This window comes from Kribbella sp. NPDC051952 (genome assembly GCF_040680855.1).
Classification (GTDB): Bacteria; Actinomycetota; Actinomycetes; order Propionibacteriales; family Kribbellaceae; genus Kribbella.
In genome coordinates this window covers 1-24,496 of record NZ_JBFAXQ010000009.1, presented here as the reverse complement: position 1 = coordinate 24,496, position 24,496 = coordinate 1, and the positions used below count along the sequence as shown (strand labels likewise).

At 66.9% G+C, this 24,496-nt stretch carries 22 protein-coding genes; 13 read left to right on the top strand and 9 right to left on the bottom strand.

Going from position 1 to position 24,496, the window contains the following annotated elements; translation table 11 throughout:
- The first annotated feature begins 75 nt into the window (after positions 1-75).
- The 8 genes from AB0L70_RS18390 to AB0L70_RS18355 are packed head-to-tail and all read left to right on the top strand — an operon-like array spanning position 76 to position 9,495.
- On the top strand, positions 76-2,169 hold the full coding sequence (locus tag AB0L70_RS18390; RefSeq protein ID WP_363685436.1) for a family 10 glycosylhydrolase: 2,094 nt from the start codon (positions 76-78) through the stop codon (positions 2,167-2,169).
- On the top strand, positions 2,166-3,014 hold the full coding sequence (locus AB0L70_RS18385) for a 2-hydroxy-3-oxopropionate reductase (protein ID WP_363685434.1): 849 nt from the start codon (positions 2,166-2,168) through the stop codon (positions 3,012-3,014). The genes AB0L70_RS18390 and AB0L70_RS18385 overlap by 4 nt, the downstream gene beginning before the upstream one ends.
- Entirely contained in the window at positions 3,011-4,822 is a 1,812-nt protein-coding gene (locus tag AB0L70_RS18380) for an alpha-amylase family protein (protein WP_363685432.1), read from the top strand. Before AB0L70_RS18385 ends, AB0L70_RS18380 begins: the two co-directional genes overlap by 4 nt.
- A gap of 10 nt (positions 4,823-4,832) precedes the next feature.
- Positions 4,833-6,131 (top strand): ABC transporter substrate-binding protein, encoded by a 1,299-nt coding sequence (locus AB0L70_RS18375; RefSeq protein ID WP_363685430.1) that lies wholly within the window; start codon positions 4,833-4,835, stop codon positions 6,129-6,131.
- Entirely contained in the window at positions 6,128-7,027 is a 900-nt protein-coding gene (locus AB0L70_RS18370) for a sugar ABC transporter permease (RefSeq protein WP_363685428.1), read from the top strand. The genes AB0L70_RS18375 and AB0L70_RS18370 overlap by 4 nt, the downstream gene beginning before the upstream one ends.
- Positions 7,027-7,851 carry a carbohydrate ABC transporter permease gene (locus AB0L70_RS18365; protein WP_363685426.1) on the top strand — a complete coding sequence of 275 codons (825 nt, stop codon included), beginning with the start codon at positions 7,027-7,029 and terminating at the stop codon, positions 7,849-7,851. Before AB0L70_RS18370 ends, AB0L70_RS18365 begins: the two co-directional genes overlap by 1 nt.
- A complete protein-coding gene (locus AB0L70_RS18360; protein ID WP_363685424.1) occupies positions 7,851-8,768 on the top strand; it encodes a D-2-hydroxyacid dehydrogenase in 918 nt (305 codons plus the stop codon). The genes AB0L70_RS18365 and AB0L70_RS18360 overlap by 1 nt, the downstream gene beginning before the upstream one ends.
- A 40-nt stretch (positions 8,769-8,808) precedes the next feature.
- Entirely contained in the window at positions 8,809-9,495 is a 687-nt protein-coding gene (locus AB0L70_RS18355; RefSeq protein ID WP_363685422.1) for a GntR family transcriptional regulator, read from the top strand.
- On the opposite strand, the gene AB0L70_RS18350 is transcribed toward AB0L70_RS18355, so the two are convergent.
- Positions 9,472-10,023, bottom strand: a complete 552-nt coding sequence (locus tag AB0L70_RS18350; RefSeq protein WP_363685420.1) for a dihydrofolate reductase family protein — start codon at positions 10,021-10,023, stop codon at positions 9,472-9,474. The two genes, AB0L70_RS18355 and AB0L70_RS18350, sit on opposite strands and share 24 nt — an antisense overlap.
- 281 nt (positions 10,024-10,304) lie before the next feature.
- Here AB0L70_RS18350 and AB0L70_RS18345 point away from each other — a divergent pair, with 281 nt between their 5' ends.
- On the top strand, positions 10,305-11,669 hold the full coding sequence (locus tag AB0L70_RS18345; protein ID WP_363685418.1) for an FAD-binding oxidoreductase: 1,365 nt from the start codon (positions 10,305-10,307) through the stop codon (positions 11,667-11,669).
- A 57-nt stretch (positions 11,670-11,726) separates the two neighbouring features.
- Here AB0L70_RS18345 and AB0L70_RS18340 read toward each other — a convergent pair whose 3' ends face one another.
- The 4 genes from AB0L70_RS18340 to AB0L70_RS18325 form a co-directional block, all read right to left on the bottom strand.
- Positions 11,727-12,374, bottom strand: coding sequence for a hypothetical protein (locus tag AB0L70_RS18340; RefSeq protein ID WP_363685416.1), 648 nt, complete (start codon positions 12,372-12,374; stop codon positions 11,727-11,729).
- The gene (locus tag AB0L70_RS18335; RefSeq protein WP_363685414.1) at positions 12,358-12,936 is read right to left on the bottom strand and encodes a hypothetical protein; all 579 of its coding nucleotides are present in this window, start codon (positions 12,934-12,936) and stop codon (positions 12,358-12,360) included. Before AB0L70_RS18335 ends, AB0L70_RS18340 begins: the two co-directional genes overlap by 17 nt.
- 183 nt (positions 12,937-13,119) lie before the next feature.
- A complete protein-coding gene (locus tag AB0L70_RS18330; protein WP_363685412.1) occupies positions 13,120-13,659 on the bottom strand; it encodes a dihydrofolate reductase family protein in 540 nt (179 codons plus the stop codon).
- Positions 13,660-13,676: 17 nt separating this feature from the next.
- A complete protein-coding gene (locus tag AB0L70_RS18325; protein ID WP_363685410.1) occupies positions 13,677-14,240 on the bottom strand; it encodes an NAD(P)H-dependent oxidoreductase in 564 nt (187 codons plus the stop codon).
- 116 nt (positions 14,241-14,356) lie between these two features.
- Between AB0L70_RS18325 and AB0L70_RS18320 the strand changes: the two genes are divergently transcribed.
- Entirely contained in the window at positions 14,357-17,359 is a 3,003-nt protein-coding gene (locus AB0L70_RS18320) for a BTAD domain-containing putative transcriptional regulator (RefSeq protein WP_363685408.1), read from the top strand.
- A gap of 90 nt (positions 17,360-17,449) precedes the next feature.
- Positions 17,450-18,964, top strand: a complete 1,515-nt coding sequence (locus AB0L70_RS18315; protein ID WP_363685405.1) for an LLM class flavin-dependent oxidoreductase — start codon at positions 17,450-17,452, stop codon at positions 18,962-18,964.
- Here the strand turns inward: AB0L70_RS18315 and AB0L70_RS18310 are convergent.
- The 3 genes from AB0L70_RS18310 to AB0L70_RS18300 all read right to left on the bottom strand — a co-directional run bounded on the left by AB0L70_RS18310 (position 18,957) and on the right by AB0L70_RS18300 (position 21,604).
- Positions 18,957-19,583 (bottom strand): DUF6308 family protein, encoded by a 627-nt coding sequence (locus AB0L70_RS18310; RefSeq protein ID WP_363685403.1) that lies wholly within the window; start codon positions 19,581-19,583, stop codon positions 18,957-18,959. The genes AB0L70_RS18315 and AB0L70_RS18310 overlap by 8 nt on opposite strands.
- Before the next feature lie 232 nt (positions 19,584-19,815).
- Positions 19,816-20,814, bottom strand: coding sequence for a Gfo/Idh/MocA family oxidoreductase (locus AB0L70_RS18305; RefSeq protein ID WP_363685401.1), 999 nt, complete (start codon positions 20,812-20,814; stop codon positions 19,816-19,818).
- Positions 20,815-20,836: 22 nt separating this feature from the next.
- A complete protein-coding gene (locus AB0L70_RS18300) occupies positions 20,837-21,604 on the bottom strand; it encodes an SDR family oxidoreductase (RefSeq protein ID WP_363685399.1) in 768 nt (255 codons plus the stop codon).
- Positions 21,605-21,678: 74 nt separating this feature from the next.
- Between AB0L70_RS18300 and AB0L70_RS18295 the strand changes: the two genes are divergently transcribed.
- Positions 21,679-22,947, top strand: coding sequence for an ROK family protein (locus AB0L70_RS18295; protein WP_363685397.1), 1,269 nt, complete (start codon positions 21,679-21,681; stop codon positions 22,945-22,947).
- Positions 22,948-23,228: 281 nt separating this feature from the next.
- Positions 23,229-23,855 carry a LysE family transporter gene (locus AB0L70_RS18290; protein WP_363685395.1) on the top strand — a complete coding sequence of 209 codons (627 nt, stop codon included), beginning with the start codon at positions 23,229-23,231 and terminating at the stop codon, positions 23,853-23,855.
- Here the strand turns inward: AB0L70_RS18290 and AB0L70_RS18285 are convergent.
- Positions 23,852-24,496 (bottom strand): PD-(D/E)XK nuclease family protein (locus AB0L70_RS18285; RefSeq protein ID WP_363685393.1); only part of this gene is annotated, 645 nt, incomplete at its 5' end. The genes AB0L70_RS18290 and AB0L70_RS18285 overlap by 4 nt on opposite strands.

The window sequence follows — 24,496 nt, the reverse complement described above, 5'->3', positions numbered from 1 at the left end:
TGAGCCTAACATCAGCTCTTGCCAGTCGTGCATTCTTGTCTAACAATCTTAAGACCCGACGACTCCGGAGGCGCGATGCACACCGAGCCCGAGCAGACCGCAGCAGTCAAGGCGCGAGTCGACTCCGATCCGGACTGGCCGTTGGCGGCCACCCGCTGGGCCCAGATCACCTTGGCCGAGGACGATCCCGCGCACTTCGACGCGGACTTCTGGCTGCGGCTGATGCGTGACAGCAAGGCCAACGCGACCTGCATCAGCGCGGGAGGGTACGTCGCCTACTACCCGACCCGGCTCGAGTACCACCACCGCAGCACGTTCCTCGGCGACACCGACCCGTTTGGCACGCTCGTCGAGGGTGCCCGCGGTCTCGGCATGAGCGTGATGGCCCGCGTCGATCCGCACGCGGTCCACGCCGACGCCGCGGCCGCACATCCCGAATGGCTGGCCCGCGATCGTGACGGCAACCCGATCGAGCATTGGGCCTACCCGGGAATCTGGCTGACGTGCGCGTTCACGCCGTACCACCGTGAGTTCATCACCGAGGTGATCCGCGAGATCGTCCGCGAGTACGGCGTCGACGCGGTCTTCGCGAATCGATGGGAGGGCTACTACGGCATCTCGTACAGCGAGGCCGCACAGCAATCGTTCCGGGACGAGACCGGCCTCGAGCTCGCCGCCGCGGAACACGCCGAGGGCTGGTCCGAGTACGTCACCTGGCGGCATCGGCGGCTCGGTGAACTCGTCAGCATCTGGGACCAGGCCGTCCGCGACATCCGGCCGCATGCCCGCTTCGTCCCGAACCTCGGTGCACTCGCCGCCCGGGACCTCGCGCACGACCTGGCCGAACCACTCGCACCGATGTTCATCATCGACAAGCAGGGCCGGCACGGGATCGAGGCGCCGTGGGCTGCGGGCCGCAACGGCAAGCGGAACCGCGGTGTCTTCCCCGATCGGCCGGTGCGGCTGATCACCTCGGTCGGCCCGGAACACAAGTACCGCTGGAAGGACTCGGTCGCGCCCGGCGAGGAGACCAAGACCTGGATCGTCGACGGGTTCGCGCACGGGGCGCTGCCGTGGTTCACCAAGTTCAACGCGAGTATTGCCGACAATCGCTGGGTCCAGCCGGTCGTCGACGCCTTCAATCTGCACGCGCAAGTCGAGCCGGTCCTCAAAGATCTGCGGGTGACCGCCGAGGTCGCGCTGCTCGACCCGACGCGGACCGGGCAGCTGCACGCCGGCGACCAGGACCACGAGGACGGCTTCTACCAGGCCCTCGTCGAGGCGCGGATCCCGTTCGAGTTCGTCTCCGACCAGCTCATGTCCGCGGAACGACTCAGCCCGTTCAAGGTCATCCTCCTCGCGAACGCGGAGCAACTCAGCGACGAGCAGTGCACGATCCTCCGCGAGTACGTCGAGACCGGCGGCTCACTCGTGGCGGCGTACCAAAGCTCCTTGTACGACGAACACGGCGACGCGCGGGCGGATTTCGGGCTGGCCGATGTGCTGGGCGTTCGGTTGAGCGAGCCGAGCCGGCGGATCCAGAACAACTACATCGCGCTGATGGACGAGCACCCGCTGAACGCGGGCTTCGAGGGTACGACGCGGATCATTGGCGGCACCCACATTCTGGGCGTCGAGGCCGACGGCGTGATCCCGTTCCGGTTCATCCCTGACTTCCCGGATCTGCCGATGGAGGAGGTCTATCCGCGGGAGGCACCGGATCGACCGGCAGTGGTCTGCACCGAGAACGCGAACGGCGGACGCACGGTCTACTTCCCGTTCAACCTCGGCGCAATCTTCTGGGAAGCCTTGCAGTCCGACCACGGCCGGCTGATCGCGAACGCGGTCGGCTGGGCGCTGGGCAAAGCGCCGGAAGTGACTGTCGAAGGTGCCGGGCTGGTCGATGTCGCCGTACATCGTGGTGACAGTGGGGTGGCCGTTGCCTTGGTCAACCTCACCAACCCGATGGCGATGCGCGGCCCGATCCGCGAGACCCTCCCGCTGCCGCCGCAGCGCGTCTCCGTCGCCGTACCGGACAAGGCCGTGAAGGTGCGCCTGCTCGTGGCCGGCGTGGACGTCGAGCCGGTGATCGCGGACGGCCGGGCTGAGGTGGTCATCCCGACCGCAGGGCTGCTCGAGGTCGTGCACGTGGATTGGAGTGACGCATGAGGATCGGGTTCATCGGTCTCGGCGTGATGGGGCGGCCGATGGCGGCCAATCTGATTGCCGCCGGCCACGACCTCTCCGTCTACCGCGGCCGGACCGACGTCGGTGCGCATGTGTGCGGGTCGGCCAATGAGGTCGCCGAGCTGTCCGAGGTCGTGATCCTGATGGTCCCGGACACCCCGGATGTCGAGTCGGCGCTGTTCGCGCCGGCCGGGGTCGCCGAGGGGTTGCGGGCGGGATCACTGGTGATCGACATGAGCTCGATCTCGCCGACCGCGACGATCGGGTTCGCGCAGTTGATCGAGAAGTTGGGCTGCGACTACCTGGACGCGCCGGTGTCCGGTGGTGAGATCGCCGCGCGGGACGGTTCGCTGACGATCATGGCCGGCGGTCGCCCGGAGGTGTTCGAGCGAGCCCGGCCGATCTTCGACGTACTCGGGAAGAACGTCACGTTGATCGGTGGGTCCGGTGCGGGGCAGACGGCGAAGGTCGCGAACCAGATCATCGTTGGGCTCACCATCGAAGCGGTGGCCGAAGGCCTGCTCTTCGCCGAGCGGGCCGGGGCGGACCCTGCCGTGGTCCGGCAGGCGCTGATGGGTGGGTTCGCGAGCTCGCGGATCCTCGAACTTCACGGCGAGCGGATGCTGCGGGAGACGTTCGAGCCCGGGTTCCGGATTCGCTTGCACCGCAAGGATCTCGGGCTCGCCGTGCAGGTCGCTGCCGAGCTCGATCTCGCTTTGCCAAACACGGCTGCCACACAGCAACTGATGAACGCAGCCATTGCGGACGGCGACGGCGAACTGGATCACTCCGCGCTGTACCGGACGTTGCGCCGGGATCACTCATGAGGCTCTGGTGGCACGAACCGTTCCGGATGTTCCAGACCAACCTGCGCGAAATCGACGCCGGGCTGGACGTGGACAAGGTGCTCGACTACCTGGTCGAGTTCGGCGCCAACACCTGGTTGCTGAGCGTCGGCGGGATCTTGTCGAACTACCCGACCGATCTGGACTTCCAGACCCGCAATCCCCACCTCGCCAAGCGTCCGTCCGGCGATCTGGTCGGTGATGCGGTCAAGGCTGCCGCACAGCGTGGGATCCGGGTGATGGGCCGGATGGACTTCTCCAAGATCGACCATCGCCGGGCGGAGGCCCACCCGGATTGGTGCTTCGTCGGACCGACCGGGGCGCATCAGGTCTACAACGGCCTGACGAGTGTCTGTCCCAGCGGCGACTACTACCAGGTCAAGCTGTTCGAGGTACTGGACGAGGTGCTCGACCGCTATCCGCTCGACGGCTTCTTCTGCAACTGGATGTCGTTCAACGAGGTCGACTACAGCCGCGTCTACCACGGTGTCTGCCACTGCGTCTCTTGTCAGGAGCGGTACGACGGTCAGCTGCCGGACGGCAAGGGGTCACCCGGCTACGACGCTTGGCAGCAGTTCGCAAAGCAAGTGCTGGCCGATCTGACCGCGCGGATCCGGCAGCACCTCGCCGACCGTCGCCCGGAGGCCCCGCTGGTCCTCGGCGATCGCGCCGACATCGTCTTCCACGAGGCGAACAACGCAGTCGGCCGTCCCCTGTGGCATCACCGCACCAGCGAAAGCGTGAGCGCGGCGAAGACCTACCGGCCGACCGTGCCGGTCCTCACGAACTCGGTCGGTTTCGTGGACATGCCGTACCGGATGGCGAGTGAGGATCCGAACCACTTCGCCCAGTACCTGGTCCAGGCGATCGCTCGCGGTGCCAACTCGTCGACGTACATCATGGGCACTCCGGACGACAATCCGTACGCCTGCCTGCCGATCGCCGGCGAGCTGACCCGCTTCCATCGTGATCACGAGGACGTCTATCGCGACCTGGTGCCCGCGGCTCGAACTCTCCTGGTGAGAGGGGCGAACACCCGAGAGTTCCAAGGGCTCTACCTCTCGCTGCTCCAGCGACATGTGCCCTTCGATGTCCTGCCACAGGATCGTCTCGGCGACGTCGATCTGAGTCGCTACCAGGCGGTCGTGCTGCCCGATCTCGGTCCGGTCGACCTGGGGGAGTACACCGGTCGAATAGTTGCCACGGGCACCACCGACGTCAAGCAACTTCCGGTCCGGCGGCTTGCCCGGTACGACACTGAGGAAGCTACTCGCGCCCTGCATCTGGAGGGTGGCGTGCCGGTCTTCGGCGCCTTCGACGTGATCGAGGCGTCCGGCCAGGTCGCGCTCCGCGCCTTCTCGCGAGCGCCGTACGGGCCGCCGGAGAAGTGCTACGGACATGAGCAGTTGGAGCACCCCGGGCTGGTGAAGCAGGGCAATGCGGTGCTGTTCCCGTGGACGATCGGGCGGGCGTACCGCGAAGTGGGGTTGAGCGTGCACCGGGACCTGTTCGTGGATCAGGTGGGTGGCGCGATGGAGACGGATCTGCCGGAGCAGGTGGAGATCGTGGTGGGGCGGTCCGCGGCGGGATTCGTCGTACATCTGCTGAACAGGTCGGGCGATAGCGACCAGCGGTTCGCCCCACCGGTGCCGGTCGGACCGGGGCGCCTCCGGGTGCCGGACGGCGTACGCGAAGTCGAAGCACTCAACGCGGGGGAGCACCTGCCGGTCGAGGACGGCTGGGTGCAGGTACCAGAGATCGAGTTGTTCGAAGCACTGGTCTGCGGGTGAGGAGAGCGAGATGGATCGACGTGAATTTCTCAAGTTGTCGCTAGGCACCGGACTGGCTGCGGCGGCGGTGACCGGCTGCAGCGGTAGCGGTGGCGGCCCGTCGGGTGGCGGCGGTGACGTGACGCTGCGCTATGCCTGGTGGGGCAACAACATCCGGCAGCAGAACTACACCAAGGCCCTGAAGCAGTTCAGTACGGCGAACCCGTCGATCACGATCGAGCCGGAGTTCGCCGACTACACGGCCTTCCAGGAACGGATGACGACCCAGATCGCCGCCCGCGACGTACCGGACATCTTCTGGATCGCGTCGCCGCAGGTGATGACGTACCACAAGAGCAAGCTGTACCGGAAGCTCGACGACATCCCGTCGCTGAAGTGGGACGACTACAGCAAGGATGACCTCGAGACCTTCAAGCTCGCCGGCGAACTGAACACGGTGCCGTTCGCGATCTTCACCCCGGTGATCCGCTACAACGAGACGGTCGCGAAGGCCGACGGGGTGACGGTTCCGGCCGAGGGACCGGGCTGGACGTGGGACTCCCTGGCCGAGCTCCTCATTGCCTATAGCAAGAACAATCCCGGGAAGCGGAAGGGTACGCCGTACGCGCCCGATCACGACCTCACCTTCGAAGCATGGCTGCGGCAGCGTGGTGAGCAGCTGTGGACGGAGGACGGTCAGGCCGGGTTCACCGTGGACGGACTCGGGAGCTGGCTCGACTGGTGGGAGAAGCTGCGCAAGGCCGGGGCCGCGTTGTCGCTGAGCGAGCAGGAGGGGATGGGCCCGGACTGGGCGCAGGTGGGGAAGAAGGTCCTGGTGAACTTCGGCAACTCCAACCACATCATCGACGACGCGAAGATGTTCCCGAAGGAGAAGTTCCGGCTGCGGGCGGCGCCGGTCGCACCGACCTCGACGGCCGGGCACAAGTACCTGTACTTCCCGCGGATGGCGATCTACCAGCGCATCGACGAGGGCAACCTCGAGGCGGCCGGCAAGGTGCTCCAGTACAACGTCAACGACCCGGAGATGCTGAAGACCGTCCGGCTGACCATGGGCGCGCCGACGAACCCGAAGGTGGCCGAGCAGGCGAAGGCGTTCGCGAGTCCGGACGAGACCGAGATGCTCGCGGTCGTCGCGAAGGAGCGTGCGGCCGAACGCAAGCCGCGGTACGAGGCGCCGCCCGGTTCCAGCACCTGGCGGACGGCGATGACCCGCATCTGCGAGGAAATCGCGCTCGGCAAGACCGCCGTACCGGATGGAGCGAAGAAGCTGCTCGACGACATCAACGCCGGGATCAAGCGGGCCGCATGACACGCAGACCTGCCTTCCATCTCAACCGCCAGGGGAGGGCGGCCCATGTCTTCCTGATTCCCTGGCAGCTGGGCTTCCTCGGGATCACCGCGGTGCCGTTGTTCGCGTCGCTGTACCTGGCGTTCACGAACTACGACATCCTGAACGCACCGGAGTGGACCGGGCTGGAGAACTTCCAGCGGATGATCCACGACGACCAGTTCTGGGCGTCGGTGCGGGTGACGCTGGTCTACGTGGTCGTGTCGGTGCCGCTGCAGCTCGGGTTCGCGTTGATCCTGGCGCTGATCCTCGACCGCGGGCTGAGCGGGCTGGCGTTCTATCGCAGCGCGTTCTACCTCCCGTCGCTGCTCGGTTCTTCGGTGGCGATCGCGATTCTGTGGCGGGAAATCTTCGGCGACGACGGCCTGATCAACAAAGGGCTCGCGCTGATCGGGATCCATGGCGAGAGTTGGCTGCAGAATCCTCGGACCGCGTTGGCCACGCTGATCGTGCTGAATGTCTGGACGTTCGGTTCGCCGATGGTGATCTTCCTGGCCGGTCTGCGACAGATTCCCGACGAGCTGTACGAGGCGGCTCGGGTCGATGGCGCCGGGGTCCTCAAGCAGTTCGTGCACGTCACGGTGCCGTTGCTCACGCCAATCATCTTCTTCAACCTGATCCTGCAGACGATCGGCGCGTTCCAGACCTTCACCCAGGCGCACATCATCAGTGGTGGCACCGGCGGTCCGGCCAACTCGACGCTGTTCTACACGCTGTACGTGTACCAGCAGGGATTCGTTGCCTTCGACATGGGTTATGCGTCGGCGCTCGCGTGGGTGCTGATGGTCGCGATCGCCGTGGTGACCGCGCTGCACTTCCTGGTGTCGAAGTACTGGGTCTTCTACGGAGACAGCTGATGACGGCCCGACCGGTGCTGAAGCACCTGGGACTGCTGGTGTTCGTGGCGATCATGATCTATCCGCTGATCTGGATGGTGGTGAGCGCGTTCAAGCCCGGTGACCAGATCCTGACCGAGCCCGGCATCATCCCGAAGGACCTGACCTTCGAGAACTTCAAGGACGGCTGGCATGTGCTCAACCGGCCGTTCTCGGTGTTCTTCGTCAACTCGCTGATCGTCACGATCGGGTCGATCCTCGGCAACCTGTTCTCCTGCTCGTTGACGGCGTACGCGCTGGCCCGGCTGCAGTTCCGGATGCGGACGGTGTACTTCGCGATCACACTGGCCTCTGTGATGCTGCCGTTCCACGTGCTGGTGATCCCGCAGTACATCTTCTTCTCCCAGCTCGGGCTGGTGAACACCTACTGGCCGCTGCTGATCCCGAAGTTCCTCGCCACCGACGCGTTCTTCGTGTTCCTGATGGTGCAGTTCATCCGGACGCTGCCGCGGGAGCTCGACCGGGCCGCCTGGATCGACGGCGCCGGCCCGTTCCTGACCTTCTGGTACGTCGTCCTGCCGCTGATGCGACCGGCCTTGGTCACCACCACGATCTTCACGTTCATCTGGACGTGGAACGATTTCTTCGTACCGTTGATCTACTTGACCAGGACGCAGGTGTTCACCGTGCCGGTGGCGCTGAACTCGATGGTCGACTCCGAGACACAGAGTGGGGTGGGCATGCTGTTCGCGATGTCGTTGCTGTCACTGATCCCGATCCTGATCTTCTTCGCGGTCGCGCAGAAGTACCTGATCCGCGGAATCGCCACGACGGGACTGAAATGATGAAGATCGTTGTAGTGGGCAAAGAATCACCGGCCGTGCTGGCGGCGTCCGACGGGGCCGAGGTCCGGTTCGTCGACTCTCTGGATGATGCCGCCGACATCTTCGGCGAAATGGAAGCAGTCATCGGCCGGGTCCGGCCCGAGGTGCTGGCGAAGGCACCGCGGTTGCGCTGGGTGCACAGTCCGTCGGCGGGCGTCGACGCCGACCTCACGCCGGAGATGCTGGCATCGCCGGTGGTGCTGACGTCGAGCGCCGGCAACGGTGGGATCTCGCTGGCCGAGCACTCGATCTTGCTGATGCTCATGCTGAATCGCGACGTACCGCGGTGGATGCGGGCGCAGGCCGATCACCGCTGGGACCACTTCGTCCACAGCGAGTTGGCCGGGCTCACGGTCGGTATCTACGGTCTGGGCAACTCCGGAATCGACCTCGCCCAGAAGGCGAAGGCGTTCCACATGCGAGTTCTCGGCGTACGACGTCGGCCCGAGCTGCCCACGCCGTACGTCGATGAACTGGTCGAGCTGGACCGGTTGCTCGCGGAGTCGGACTTCGTCGTGGTCACGACCCCGCGGACGCCGTCGACGGCCGGGATCATCGACCGGGACGCGTTCGCGCGGATGAAGAAGTCGGCGTACTACATCTGCATCTCGCGCGGCGGGATCGCGGATGACGACGCGCTGCTGGAGGCGTTGCAGACCGGTCAGATCGCCGGTGCCGGGCTGGATGCGCACGGGGTGGAACCGTTGCCGGCGGAGAGCCCGTTCTGGTCGTTGCCCAACGTCATCGTCACACCACACAACGGCGCAACGAGCACCGGGACCAGGCGGCGCAGCCAGGAGATCATCGCCGAGAATCTCCGCCGCTTCATCGCGGGCGAACCGCTGAACAACGTCGTTGACAAAAGCGCCGGTTACTAGGCCAGTACACTTGCCAGACCAGTTCTCCCGAGGGGGTGGAGTGAGTACCGAAGCGCGCCTGGAGCTCGGTCCGTCGTCGCTGACCGACGCCTTGTACGCGTCGATCCGCAAGCGGATCGTGAATGGCGAGATCCCCCAGGGCGAGAAGCTCACCGAGGTCCGGCTCGCGACCGAGTACAACGTGGCCCGGCCGACGGCGAAGGCCGCGCTGGAACGGCTGACGGCGAACGGTCTGCTCCGCCGTACCGCCCACAAGACGGCTGTCGTTCCGGTGCTCGACCAGGACGAGATCAGGGACCTGTTCTTCAGTCGCGTCACGATCGAGAAGGCCGCGGTGTCCGCGTTGGCGGTGACCGGCGAGGTGCCGGCCGACGCCGCGCGGGCCCAGGTCGCAATCGAGTACGCGGCCCGCGACCGGTTGTTCGAGGACCAGGTCGAGGCGGACATCGCGTTCCACTCGGCGCTGGTGTCGGCCGTCGGCAGTCGGCGGTTGTCGCGGATGCACGAGCTCATCCTGGGTGAGGTGCACCTGACGATGGGTCAGTACAAGGCGCATCGCAAGGCGGCTCCGTCCACGGTCGCGTCCGAGCACGCGGCGATTCTCGAGGCGATCCGGGCCGGCGACGCGAGCACCGCCGCCGACCGGATGGCCTACCACCTCGACCAGGCGCAGAGCCGGCTCCTCACCACGCTGACCGACGGATCAGACGAGGTCGTGCCGGAGTAGGACCGTGCGGCCGTCGAACGTGCGGGTGTCGGCGAGGCGCAGGGTGCGGCCGTCGGCCGGACGGTAGCCCGGCTTGCCGCCGCCGAGGACGACCGGGTGCACGATCACGTGGTACTCGTCGACCAGGCCGCGCTCGGCCAGGGCGGCCGCGACGCTGGCGCTGCCGGTGAGCAGGATGTCCTTGCCGGGCTCGTCCTTGATCGCCTTGATCTCGTCGGCGGTGCGGACGATCCGGGTGTTCCAGTCGGCGCTTTCGAGGGTGGTCGAGAGCACGACCTTGGGCGTCGTACGCCAGACCGGCGCGAACGCGACCGCGTGCTCGTCCGGGTTCATCTCCTCGGCGTTGGGCCAGTACGACGACATCATTTCCCAGACCGTCCGTCCGTACAGGAACGTGTCGGCGCGCTCGGTCAGGCTCATCGAGTACTCGCCCAACTCGTGACCGAGTTCGGCCCAGCCGAACTCGCCGTTCGGACCCTCGATGAAACCGTCGAGCGACTGGTGCACGTAATACATGATCTTCCGCATGATGTCCTCCAGGTGATGTCTGCCTTGTACCCCCTGGTCGGGGCCGACGGGCGGGCTTTGACATCGGCCGCCAACATTTTTCAGGCATTGACGCCACGCCGTTGGCGAGAGAAGGTCGGGGGTGAACGGGCGGGTCCTGGGGGAGGACCGGTGTGCCCGTCGGGGGTTCAGACGCTCTTCGGGGTGAAGGCTCGCGTTGCCCTCGACGCCGGCGACCGGCCTGCGTGGCGTGCGTCGTACGCGCGCCGCTCTGCCGAACACCGACATGCCGGGGAGCGGACATGAGCACGATGGAAGACCTGAGGGAACGGACCAGGGGACAGATCTTCACCGCGGGTGACGAGGGGTACGACGCGGCCCGCCGCGTCAACAATGCGATGCACGACAAGCGGCCGCAGGTCGTGGTGCGGTGCGAGAACGCCGGTGACGTGATGGCCGCGGTGGACTACGCGCGGACCAACGAACTGGATCTCGCTGTCCGCGGCGGCGGTCACAGCGTGCCCGGGTTCGGCACGGTCGACGACGGTGTCGTGATCGACCTGAGCGGGATGCGGAACGTGCGGGTGAACCCGGTCAGCCGGACCGCGCGGGCCGGCGGTGGCGCGACCTGGGGCGACTTCAACGCGGCCACCCACGCCTTCGGGCTGGCGACGACCGGCGGGATCATCTCGACGACCGGTGTCGGTGGGCTCACGCTCGGCGGCGGGATCGGGTACCTGGCCCGTGGGCTCGGGCTGTCCTGCGACAACCTGATCTCGGCCGATGTGGTGACGGCGGACGGGCAGTTCCTGATCGCCAGTGAGAAGGAGAACGAGGACCTGTTCTGGGCACTGCGTGGTGGCGGCGGCAACTTCGGCGTGGTTACCGCGCTGGAGTTCCGGCTGGCGCCGGTCTCGACGATCTTCGGCGGCCCGATGTTCTTCGAGTTGTCCGACGCGACCGCCGTACTGGAGGGGTTCCGGGAGCTGATCGCGGACGCACCCGAGGAGCTCGGCGGGTTCCCGGCGTTCCAGATCGCGCCGCCCTTGCCGTTCATCCCGGAAGACCGGCACGGCGAGCCGTTCGCCGCGATCGTCGGCTGCTGGGCCGGTGATCCCGATCAGGGCGAGGCGCAGATCTCGAAGTTCCGCGAGTTCGCGCCGGTGCTGGCTGAGCACGTCGGCCCGATGCCGTACCCGGCCCTCAACGGTATGTTCGACGCGCTCGTACCGCCGGGCCTGCAGCACTACTGGAAGGCGAACTTCGTCACCGAACTGACCGACGAGGCGATCCAGGCGCACCTGCGGCACGCGCCCGGTCTGCCGGCGGTGAACTCGACCGTGCACATCTATCCGATCAACGGCGCCTGCCACCGGGTCACGCCGGACTCGACCGCTTTCGCCTACCGGGATGCGAACTTCGCGACGGTGATCGCCGGCATGTGGCCGGACCCGGCCCAGAACGAGGCCGGCATCGAGTGGGTCAGGTCGTACTACGACGACGTGGCGCCGCACTCCGAGTCCGGCGGATACATCAACTTCATGGCCGACGACGACCAGAGCCGGATCCGGGACAACTACAAGGGCAACTACGACCGTCTGGTCGAGGTGAAGCGGAAGTACGACCCGGGCAACCTCTTCCACCTGAACCAGAACATCATGCCTTAGGCAACAAACAGTCAGCCCGTACGGCGGACGCCGTACGGGCTGACTGTGGTGGCGCTTCTACAGGGTCAGCAGGCGCTGGAAGAAGGCGCGGTAACGCTGCAGGGCCGAGCGGAGGTCCTCGGTGCTGGGCTCTCCGTCGGACCACTGCTTCTCCAGGTCCTGGTGCTGCTGGTCGAAGGTGTCCGAGAGACGCTTGAGCAGGTCGTCGACGAGCTTGTCGGCCTCGCTCACCGCGTTGCGCGGGTCGTCCACGAACCCTTGCTGAATGACCTCCCACCGGGACCGGAAGTCCACCACAGCGTCGGGATTCACCAACGGCTGCTGGCTGAGATCCTGGGGCTCGCTTGCGGTGCGATCGGTGGTCGCGGCGTCGGTCGTCACCGGGTCGACCGCCGTCCGGTCGTCCAACGCGTCACCGGTGGTCCGGTCGTCCAGGGCATCGCCCGTACGCCGGTCGTCGAGGGCGTCGCCTGTACGGCGGTCGTCCAACGCGTCACCTGTACGCCGGTCGTCCAGCGCGTCGCCTGTACGGCTTTCGTCCAGGGCGTCGCCGGTGGTCCGGTTGTCCAGGGTGTCGTCTGTGGCGCCGTTGCGCAGGCCGGCGTCGGTGCGGTCGGTGCCGGGTTCGGTGAAGACGCGGTCGTCGTCGGTCACGACGCGGTCGTCGTCGAGCGCGTCGGGGCGGCGGTCATCGGGCGTTGTCATGCTTGTGCTCCTTCTCGTCGTCCGGTTGGGTGTCGTCGTTCGTGAGCAGGGCGTCGACCAGCGAGCGGTACGAGGTCACCGCCTGGCGGAGCTCCTCCGTGTCGGTCTCGCCCTGGGCCTGTGCGACCGCGACCCGATGGGCGTCGCGATAGTGGGAGGCCACGTCGGGATGGTCGACCGAGATGTCGTTGACCCGCTGGTCGAACTCGTCGACCGGGTAGCCGGTCTCGCGCATCATCCGCAGTACGAGCTGATCCGCATCGGCGACGGCTTCGGCGGGACGATCGACGAAGCTCTGCTGGATCTTGGCCCACTCCTCCCGGTACAGCTGGGCGGACTGCGCGCTCAGCGGGACGATGTCGAGCTTCGACACCCGGCGTTCGCGCTCACGCAGGTCGCGCTCGGCGCTGCGCCGGTCACCCGATTCCTCGAGGCTGCGTTCGTACTCAGGGCCGAAGCGCTTGTGCAGCTGCTCCGACCGTTTGCGCTGGTACATGAAGACCAGTGCGGCCGCCGCGAGTACGACGACAACGATGATGACGATGGTCAGGACGGTATCCATCAGACCTCCAGTCCGATTTGTGGCGCGGACCTGCGATCTTTCGTCCGTGATCGCGAGGACCTCTGGCAGGCGGTCCCCAGCGCCGCCTCACATCCCCGAAGTCAGACCGGTACCCAGCGACTTCGCACACAAGCATCCGGCCGGTCACCGAGGAATCGGTGACCGGCCGGATCGGCTTGGTTCTCAGGCCTTCGGGGCCAGCTTGTGTACGACGATGCCGGACTTGAAGGTGGTGGTGCCGAGCAGGTCGAGGTGGGTCATGTCGAGGCCGAGGCCGTGGAACATGTTGTCGCCGTCGGCGAGCACCGGGAAGATCCAGAAGTGGTACTCGTCGACCAACTTGTTCTCCAGCAGGGTCTTGGAGAACGAGCCGGTGCCGAACTTGATCAGCGAGCCACCGTCCTCCTGCTTGAGCCGCTTGACCGCCTCGGCGGCGTCGCCTTCGAGCGGCTGGGCGTTCCAGGTCAGGTCGGTCAGTGTCCGGGTTGCGACGTACTTCGGCATTGCGTTGAAGGCGTCCGTGTACGGGTCACCGCCGCGCTGCGACCAGGCCTCCGCGAAGGATTCGTAGGTGGCGCGGCCCAGCACCTGCGCGTCGACGCCCTCCATCAGCGCGAGCGAGTAGCCGGAGTGCTCGTCGTCCCAGTACGGCGCGCTCCAGTCCTGCGGGTTCTCGATGACGCCGTTCAGGGACATGAAGGTGGACTCGATCAGCTTCCTCATGGTTCTGCCTTTCTTTCTCACTGTTGGTAGGGACGCTTGGTGCGCGCGTCCCGGAGCGCTTCGGCCCACCAGACGAGCTGGTCGAGCATGATCTTGGCTTCGGCCTCGTAGCCGGCCGAAGCCCGTGGCCAGCCGCCGTCCGCGGTGAACTGCTCCCAGTAGCAGGGAAGTGCCACCGTGCTGCGGATGGTGACGGCCTGGAGTTCGGTGAAGACTTGGCGCAGTTGCGCGGTCGCGTTCCGTCCACCGGTCTCCCGGCCGTAGCTGACGATCGCCACCGGCTTGGCATGCCATTCCTCGTAGTACCAGTCCAGTGCGGTCTTCAGCGGCGCCGGGAAGCTGCTGTTGATCTCGGGCGTCACCACTGCGAACGCATCCGCGTCCGCCAGCCGTGGCGCCAGTACAGCGACCTCTGTCGGCGTCTCGTCATCGGTGTCGGGGAGGGTGGTGGGCAGGTTGGTCGTGGCCAGATCGACCAGGTCGATCTCGAACTGCTGGGCGGCCTGCTCGGCCAGCCACTGCGCCACGGTCGGTCCGAACCGCCCGTGGCGGGTGCTGCCGATGATCACTGCCAGTCGCATCGCCTGCCTCCTTCCCGGGTGTCGTTCCGGCGTCTTTCCGATGTCCCAGACTCTGCCGGAACCCGTTTACGGTTTCTTTCCGGTCGCTGGGCCGGATGTCGGAATAGGCTGCTGAGATGCGCTTCGGGGTACTCGGACCGGTAACGGCCTGGACAGATACGGGTACGCCGGTCGTTGTGCAGGGCCTCAAGGTCCGTGCGCTCCTCGCCGACCTCCTGGTCCACGAGGGTCGTCCCGTCCCCGCGGACCGCCTGATCGACGACCTGTGGGGCGTGGATCTACCCGGCAATCCGGCCGGCACACTGTCCGCCAAGGTCTCGCAGCTCCGCCGCGCTTTCGAGGACGCCGAGCCCGGTAGCCGTGCCCTGGTCAAGTCTGGCCCCGCGGGGTACTCGCTCACCCTCGACAGCTCGTCGTACGACGCCCTGCGGTTCGCTGACCTGGTTGCGGCCGGGGACCTCGGTGCGGCGCTGGCGTTGTGGCGCGGTCCGGCGTACGCCGATTTTGCCGACGAGGCGTTCGTGGAGACGACGGTGGCGCGGCTGACCGAACAGCGCCTGACTGCACTGGAGAGTTGGCACGAGGAGCGGATCGGCTCTGTCAGCGAGCTCGGTGAGTTGGTTGCCGCCTACCCGTTGCGAGAGCGGCTCCGGGCCTCGCACATGAAGGCTCTGTACCGCAGTGGCCGGCAGAGTGAGGCACTGGAGAGCTATGAGGAACTACGCCGCCTGCTGCTGGACGACCTCGGTCTGGACCCCAGTCCCGAGCTAGTCGCGCTGCATCAGTCGATCCTCACGCAAGAGCTGCCGAATGCCCGGTCCAACCTGCCTGCTCAGCTGACGGAGCTGGTGGGCCGGAGTGAGGCTGTGAAGGACGTTGCGTCGGGTTTGAGCGCATCTCGTCTCGTGACGCTGACCGGGCCTGGGGGAGTGGGCAAGACGCGGCTGGCGATCGCGGCGGCCGCTGATGTCGCCGAGCGCTTCCCGGATGGCGTCGTACTCGTCGAGCTCGCCGCGGCGACGGCCAGCTCACTCACAGACGCTGTACAGGCCGCGTTGGATCTTCGGGACAGCACTGGCGCAGTCGTCGAGCGACTGGCGGCTGTGATGGGTTCACGACTGCTGGTGCTGGACAACTGCGAGCACGTCATCGCAGCGGTGGCTGAGCTGACGGACCGGTTGCTCGCTACGGCACCGGGACTCCGTGTGCTGGCAACGAGTCGGGAGCCGCTGGGCCTCGCTGGCGAAGTGGTGTGGAACGTGCCGCCGCTCGAGGTTCCGGCGCCCGCGCTGGACCTGGACGCGCTGAGTGAATGCAGTGCGGTGCAGCTGTTCGTGGCTCGTGCCGCTGCGGCCTCTCGCGACTTCACTCTGTCCGCAGAGACCGCCGATGACGTGGCTGTGTTGTGCCGGCGGCTTGACGGCATTCCGCTGGCACTGGAGCTCGCTGCGACTCGGGTGCGCGCGCTGGGAGTCCGTGGGCTGGTGGCACGCCTCGATGACCGGTTCCGGTTGCTGGCGACGGGACACCGGGGTGCGGCGCCGCGTCAGCAGACTCTGCTGGCGATGATCGACTGGAGTTGGGAGCTGCTCACTGCGGAAGAGCAGTCCGTCCTGCGACGTCTCGCCGTACATGCGGATGGTTGTACGGCGGAGGCTGCGGCCGTGGTCGGTGATGAGCCAGACGTGCTGGATGTACTGATCCGGCTCGTCGACCGGTCGCTCGTCGTACCCGTGCACGGGTTGCAGGGTCCGCGTTATCGGTTGCTGGAGTCAGTGGCGGCGTACTGCGTCGAGAAGCTGCGTGCGGCCGATGAGTTGGACGCGGTGCGGCAACGGCATCTTTCGTACTACACGTCGCTGGCGGAGTCGGCGGAGTTGTTCGGTTCGGACCAGGGTCGCTGGTTGGACCTGCTGGATGAGGACTCGGCGAACCTGCGGACCGCGCTGGACTGGGCGGTCTCCAGTGCGCAGCTGGACTTGGCTGAGCGGTTGGTGGACGCACAGGCCTGGTACTGGTTCCTGCGTGGGCGTCACGTGGAGGCTCTGCGGTCCTTGGAGAGTGTTCCGGGGTCTGCTCGGTTGGGGGCCTGGCGGGTCGGGTTCCTGTACCTGATGGGTGACAGTGGCGCGGCGGCGGAGCGGGATCGCTGGGCGGACTCGGCGGACGCTCGGGGGCAGTGGTGGATTGCCCACACTGGTATCGACGCGGGCGACCTCAGCACATGCTTCACGCTGCTGGAGCGCGCGTTGAAGACCTTTGAGACCGAGGGCGACCAGTGGGGCGTCGGGGCCGCGTTGTCGGCTCGGGCGAAGCATGCGCATGTCCGAGCCGATCTCGCCGCCCTGTCTGCCGATGCTGAAGCGAGTGCGCGGATCTTCCGGTCGCTGGGGGACCGGTGGGGCATGCTGCAGGCAACTGGCTGGCTCGGCGCGTATGCGGAGCTCACGGGCGATTTCGACGAGGCAGCACGGCTGAGCCTCGAGAGCGCGGAGATCGCCGAGGAGCTGGGCCTCTGGCCGGAGGTGGCCGGCGCACTGGGCATGCTCGGCTGGACGTCGGTCCGGCAGGGGCGCTATGACACAGCCCGCACGCACGGCGAGCGCGCATTGCGGTTGGCGACCGAGCAAGGTCAGCGCTCCACGGAGGCTCTTGCGGAGATCGTGCTGGCGTTCACGGCCCGGCGTACTGGCGCTCTCGACGAGGCGTCTCGGCGCCTGGAGGCCTTGATCGAGGCTGCGCGTCGGCAGAGCGAGCCTGTCCTTTATCTGTCCATGGTGCTGGAGGAGTTGGGCTTCGTCAGGGAACTGCAGGGGGACGCGGCGGGCGCGCTGGCGCTGCACAAGGAGGCCTTCGGGATCTCCGTGGAGTTCGACTCGCTCCGGGGCATGTGCTGGGCGCTGGAGGGAATCGCGGCCTGCCACCCGGACAAGACGCTGGCCGCGACCTTGCTCGGCGCTGCGGCCGCCACTCGGGCGACGGAGAACTATCTGATCGCTTCGACCGAGTCCGAGGACCTCACTCGGGCGGTCACCGCGGCTCGGGTCGCGCCGGACTACGACAGTGCCTTTGCGACCGGCTCCACCCTGTCGCCAGAGGAAGCCTTCCGCCTGCTCTAACGTTGGCCAGCAGATGGTCTGTTATTGAGATTATTCGGCTAGCGAAGTAGTTTTGCTGGCGAGCGAACCTCCGACAGGTGAAGGTGAACCATGGACTACGGCCACGAGCTGGTCTTCGGCACGTTCCTGACCCCCGCGGTCGACAATCCGGCCCGGGTGATCGCGCTGGCCCAGCTGACCGAGCAGGTCGGCCTCGATCTCGTCACCTTCCAGGACCACCCGTACCAGCCGCGCCTGATGGATGCGTGGACCCTGATGTCCGCGGTCGCCGCGCAGACCCAGCGGGTGAAGGTCGCCACGAACGTCGCCAACCTTCCGCTGCGCCATCCCGTCGTACTCGCTCGCAGTGTCGCCACGCTGGACCTGATCACCGGCGGCCGCGTCGAGCTGGGGCTGGGTGCAGGCGGCTTCCTGGACGCGGTCGCCGCGAACGCCGGCCCGGAGCTCACGACCGGTCAGAGCATCAGTGCGCTCGAAGAGGCGATCGCGATCATCCGTGAGGTCTGGACACCGACCGGCGGCGGCATTCGCCTCCCCGGCAAGCACTACAGCGTTTCCGGTGCCAAGCGCGGTCCGCAGCCGGCGCATGACGTCGAGATCTGGCTGGGTGCCTACAAGCCGCGCATGCTCGCCGTCACCGGTCGCCTCGCCGACGGCTGGCTCCCAAGCAGTGCGTACGCCGGACCCGACCAGCTCGCCGCGATGAACAAGCTCATCGACGAGGCCGCTGTCGAGGCAGGGCGCGACCCGGCCTCGGTACGACGGCTCTACAACCTGTCCGGCCGATTTGCTGGGAACGGCGGGTTCCTGCAGGGGCCGGAGGAGCTGTGGATCGACCAGCTCGCCGAGCTGACGTTGGGCGAGGGGATGAGCACGTACATCCTCGGGTCCGACGATCCGGACGACATCCGCCGGTTCGCTGAGGTTGCGGCGGGAGTGCGTGAGGCGGTGTCGGCAGCACGGGCTGGTGAGGTCGTTGCTGCTGCACCGGTCGCTCAGACTGTTGGCGGCTTCAGTGTGATGCCGACACCACCTCCGGCTGTCCGGCGGAGCGCCGTACAGGTACTGGACGAGTCGGAGCGTCCCACTGGTCCGGCTTTGGATCCGGAGCGCACGTACACGCCGTACCAGCTGTCGTCGGGTCAGCATCTGATCGACGTACACGACCATCTGCGTGCGGAGCTCGAGCAGATCCGCGATCTGGTCGAACAGGTCGCGGCTGGGTCGCTCGGTGTCGGGGCGGCGCGTTCACACATCAACACGATGACCATGCGGCAGAACAACTGGACTCTTGGCACGTACTGCGAGTCCTACTGCCGGCTGGTGACTACCCACCACTCACTTGAGGACGCGTCGCTCTTCCCGCACATCCGGCGAGCTGACCCGGCGCTCGTGCCCGTCGTGGATCGGTTGCAGGAGGAGCACCACATCATTCACGACGTACTCGAAGGTGTGGACAAGGCTTTGGTCGCGCTCGTCGATGGGTCCGGGACTATCGACGGTCTGCGGGCAGCGGTCGACCTGTTGGACGACACGCTGCTCTCACATCTGTCCTACGAGGAACGCGAGCTTGTTGAGCCGTTGGCGCGGCTCGGGGTTATTTAGCCTCACCCAGTAGTGAGGCGAGGATGTCGAGCAGGCGAAGCGTCGGCGCTTCGCCTAGCAGCCGGGCGGCGGACGTCTGCGGCTCGGCGATCAGGCGGACCTGCAGCAGCTTGAAGTCGCGGACGTTGGCCGGGTTGACCAGGTCGCGGTGCATTGCGGCCAGGAGCTCCGCACCGGCGGCCGCGTTCGTGTAGGTCATCCGGATGAAGCTGTCGCTGACCGGGTAGAGGAACGGCCGCTTCAGGTGCAGCAGCTTCGACTTCTTCGCCTGACCGAAACCGCGGTGGCCGGTGAACCTCTCGTCCAGCGCCATCGCCGCCTCGAACAGGTCGCTGCCCGGCTTGGCGTCTTCGAGCCGCGCGTCGACCGGGATCGCGGCGAACTCCTTCTCCGCTTCCACCTCGAGCAGCCACGGGATGTCCAGGGCGCGCAGGTCGGATCCGATCACCATCGTCCGGGCCAGGTCCTCGAGCGTCACCTGGTTCGGGTCGGAACCGCCGACGCACGTCATGCCCGGCAAGCCGTCGTAGTACTGCAACACGGCGCCGTTGGTCTCGGCGTACAGCCGCAACTGCGCGATCGCCTCATCGACGACGATCTTCCGAGTACCGATGTTCATGGCCACACCCTCACACTCTTGGTGGCAGACCCGCCAGCGGGCGGACCATCATCCGAACGGATTCCTCACTGTTTCCGCAGATCGTAGGCGACCCGCCGCTCAGCTCCACGCGAGGGTCACTTCCCGTTATCCACACGCAGTAATCATCCCGCCTGCGATACCTCGAAGTTCCTTAAACTCTCAGTGACAGCCCAGCAACTGAACGGAGGCGGACGGTCGCAATTGGTTGCGGCTACAGGGAAATGGGGGCACTGGTGCGGAGGGAGTCTTCGATGGCGCAGATGGTTCTGGTGACCAGCAGGCCCTGGTCGATGCCGGGCCCCAGATCGGTGCCGTCGATGAGGGCGGCGGCGAAGTCTTGGACCATCCAGACGGCGGGGCCGACGGCGGAGCGGCCGATGCGGCCGGAGAGGGGCCACAGCGAGCGCTGGCGATCGGTGACGGTGGTCAGCCCCTGGTGACTGAGGTCCGCGGACAACGAACCCTCGGTGCCGATGACGCCGAAGCGGAAGTCGACGATTCCTTCGCCGGCGTCCGGGAGCACCCAGGCCGAGCTGAGCGACGCGGTGGTGCCGTCGTCGAACGTGAGGAGTGCGCGGATGACGTCCCAGGTGTCCACTCCACGCTGTTCGAGGATGCCGCGGGATCCGACCGCGCTGACCCGGGTCGGCGTACGCCCGGTGAGCCAGGTGAGCATGTCGATCGTGTGCGGCATCAGGAACCAGGCGGGTGACGACTGCGCCGCCCAGGAGAGCATCTGCGTGGGCACGAAGTACGAATTGCTGAGGGTGGCGTTCGACGTGATCGGTACGCCGAGCTCGCCGGCCTGGATGCTCTCGTAGGCCTTCAGTACGTGCGGGTTCCACCGGTTCTCGAATCCGACCAGGCATTGCCCTCCGCCGGATGCGACCGCCGCGGCGATCGCGTTGGCATCGTCGAGCGTGGTGGCGAGCGGCTTCTCGATCAGCAGGTGGAGGCCGTGCTTCGCGACGTCGACGGCTACCTCGCGGTGTGCGAAGTCGGGCGTCGCGACGATCACCGCGTCGGGCGCGAGATCCGAGAGCAGGTCGACGTGCGTCGGGACCACCGGCAGACCCGTGGTGGCCGCGTCCTCGGCCACTCGCGTGGATGGTTCGGCGAACCCGACGACCTCGACGCCAGGGCGGTCCGCCAAGGCGTCGGCGAAGAGCCGTCCACGTAGTCCGGCGCCGACGATTCCGATTCTTAGCACGTGTGTCTGCTTTCGCTGGGGTCTAGAAGAGGGTGAAGCCGCCGTCGACAACGACGACGGAACCGGTCATGAAGCTGGACGCGTCGCTGGCGAGGAAGATCGCCACCGGACCGAGCTCCTCCGGCTCACCCCAGCGCTTCATCGCGGCCGGGTCCACGCACCACGGCTTGAACTCGGGCTGGTCCACCGGCGACATCTCGGTGAGGAAGTAGCCCGGCGCCATCGCGTTGACGCGGATCCCGTACGGCGCCCATTCGGCGGCAAGCCCCTTGGTCAGCTGGTGCACCGCCGCCTTCGAGGTGAGGTACGAGATCTGCCATCGCGGCTGATTCACGATCTGCGCCGACATCGAGCCGACGTTGACGATCGTGCCGCCACCCCGTTCGGCCATCCGCTTCGCGACCGCGCGACTGCAGTACCAAACACCGTCCACGTTCGTCGCCATCACCTCGTGCCACGACGTGTCCGGGGTTTCGAAGGCGGCACCGCCGATCCCGATCCCCGCGTTGTTGAGGAGTACGTCGATCTCGCCGAACTCGGTGCTGACCTGTTCGATCGCGCGCTCGACGTCCTCGACATCGGAGACCTCGAGCTGTACGCCGTACGACCGGATGCCGAGCTTGTCGAGCTCGGCCGCGGCCGCCTGGGCAGCGGCGAGGGTCCTCGCCGTGACCGCCACGGAGGCGCCGGCCTCGCCGAGGCCCTGTGCCATCGCGCGGCCGAGGCCGCGGCTGCCGCCGGTGACGAGTACGACCTTGCCCTCGAGCGAGAACTTCTGCAGTGCGTTCATGAATCCGTCCCGGGTTCGGTCGCTTTCCTGACTAATCAGCGAGGTATGTACACTTTCCGGACTAACTCGTTACGGTGTCAAGAGAAACCTCCGAACTCGCGGACCGGAATGGGGTGGATCCGATCGAGACTGCACCCGCCTACCGGACGCCCTCGCGGGCCGAGTCGGCGCGCCGGCTGATCTCCCAGTCGGACACCGGGCGGCTCAACCGGACGCGTCTGCTGCAGATCCTGTATGACCTGGGTCCGCGGTCCCGCGCCGACCTCGCGCGGATCGCCGGCGTCGCCAAGACGACGATCGGCTCGATCGTCCAGCCGATGATCGACGAGGGCATCCTGCTCGAGGGCGAGCCGCAGCGCGGCAGTGCGCAGGGTGGAAAGCCGCCCCGGCCCATCTGGTTCTCCCCGGCCGGGCGGCCGATCATCGCCGTACATGTGCTGCCCAAAGATGTGTACGCCGCCTTGGTGAGCCCGACGGGCACGATCCTGGCTCGTGCGTCCGGTAAGTACTCGGGCACTCGGAACTCGCGCGAGACGATCGTCGAGCGCATCGTCAGCTGTGTCGAAGAGGTCGTCCCGCCTGACTCGACCGACGTACTGGGCGTTGGGGTGGCGGTCGGCGGGATCGTCAACACCGATGAGGGCACGATCGTCGAGATGAACCTCGCGCCTCGCCTCTCCGGTCTCGCGCTCGGGCCGATCTTGTCCGGTCGGCTCGGGTTGCCGGTTCATCTTGATCTGCATCCGCGGGTGCAGGCGATCGGGGATCGCTGGTTCGGCTCCGGTCGACGCAAGTCGTCCTTCGCTTCGCTTTACTGCGCCGAAGCGATCGGCGTCGGCGTCGTCATCGATGGGGATGTGCATCGCGGTCGGGCGGGTGGTGGCGGCGAGGTCGGTCACACGATCGTCGACCTTGGGGGAGCGGTGTGTCAGTGCGGTCGGCGCGGATGCTGGGAGACGATCGCATCCCACCGCTGGTTGCGCGGCCAAGCGGCGGCGCTCGGGCTCGCGCGCCCGGAATCGATGACGGTCAAGGCCCTCACGCGGCTGGTGGCCGACGGTGTCCCCGGCGCTCGGGAGTTGCTGGAGACGTTCGCTCAGAACGTTGCTGTCGGCATCATCAACCTGCAGCAGACCCTCGCCCCCGACCTGTTCATCGTGCACGGCGAGATCGTCAACGGCGGCGAACAACTCCGGTCGCTGATCGAGCACCACGTCGTCCAAGGCGTCGCCCACCACCCGGGCGGCGAGCCGGTCATCGAGTTCGCCAACACCCAAGACGACATAGTCCTACTAGGAGCAGCAGGCCTGGTCCTATCAGAGTCCCTAGAACTGCTCACCTAACAACCCAACCACCGCCAGTTGATGCCCTCCCCACCTCCCGTCACACCTCACCCCCTCGCACCACTCACCCCTCACCACACCTCACCCACCTCCCGTCACAGCACCTCTCCTTGCGTACCTCCTTGTTGCGGTGGGCAAATTCGGTTGAGGGGTTGCGGGGTGGTGCTCATGATGGGTCGCATGATTGAGACCCGTGGAGTGCTGCTGTTCGAACCTGCTGCCGACTTGGCGCGGGCGCAGCAGCAGACGGGCCTTTGCCGGAGGTCGACGCTCGTTCAGTCGTGATCGCGGCGCTGGTCGCCGGGCTACTGGCCGGCTATGGAGTTGCCATGCCGGTCGGACCCGTGGGGACCTACCTGGTCGCGTTGACCGCTCGGAGCTCGTTACGAGTCGGCGCAGCGGCCGCGTTGGGGATCGCGTCGGCTGACGGAGCCTATGCCTTGGTCGCCGCAGTTGCGGGGTCCGCGTTAGCGCCGCTGCTCGTGCCGATCGTCGAGCCGTTGCGATGGACGTCGGTCGTCATCCTGATCGCGCTCGCCGCGATGGGAGCAGGCAAGGCCGTACGGCGGTACCGCGCACACCGGCTGTCCGTGATCGAGCAGGAGACCGCGATCGGTGCGCGCAGGGCGTACATCGGCATGCTCGGCATGACGATGCTCAACCCCTGGACCGTGATCTACTTCGCCGCTCTGGTCATCGGTGGATCGGGCGCATCGACGGCCCCCAAGCTCTTCGAGCGCGCCGTGTTCGTCGTGGCTGCGTTCCTGGCGTCGGCGAGCTGGCAACTGCTACTCGCCGGCGGTGGTGCTCTGCTGGGTCGCGTGTTGACCGGCCACCTCGGTCGGCTGGTGACCACGCTGGCGTCCAGCCTGCTGGTCGTCGTACTGGCGGTGCGGTTGGTTGCCTAGAGGCTGCGCTCGACGGCCTCGGTGGGGTTGAGGAAGAGCAGAACCGGTGGGGCGGTGTTGGGGAGGATCTCGGCGTACGCCTGCAGTTGAGGGGCGTAGTACGCGACTCGACTCTCCAGCGCCGCCGCCGGGATGGCGTCGGTCTTGTAGTCGACGATGGTCAGGCGGCCGTCGTCCTCGCGGTAGATGAGGTCGACGAAGCCTTCGAGGACGGTGCCGTCGGGTTGGACTGCACCGACGTACGACTCGCGCCAGTGTTCGCGAGCGGCGGCGCGCTTGACCACGTCAGAGGCCAGGGCCGATCGGACCAGGCCGGTGACGACTCCGGCGTACTCGAGGACGCCCTCGGCGAGGCACTGGGTCGCGACCGCGGCTTCGAGGCCGGCGCCGGTGGACAGATCGACGACCTGCAGTACGGCGTGAACCGCGCGGCCGATCGCGGTGCCGTAGCGGCCCTTGGACCAGGGCGGCAGCTCGAGGTCGCGGGGTGCCTTGGCCGTGCCTGGGTCGACGTCGGTGAGCGTGACGTCGGGGCCGGTGCCTTCGCCGACGCTCAACTGATTGCCTTCGTCACCGATCCTGCCCTCAGCCTGCCGCCGATCACCACCGCCGACCGGGAACAAGCCGTGCGACTGGCAAGC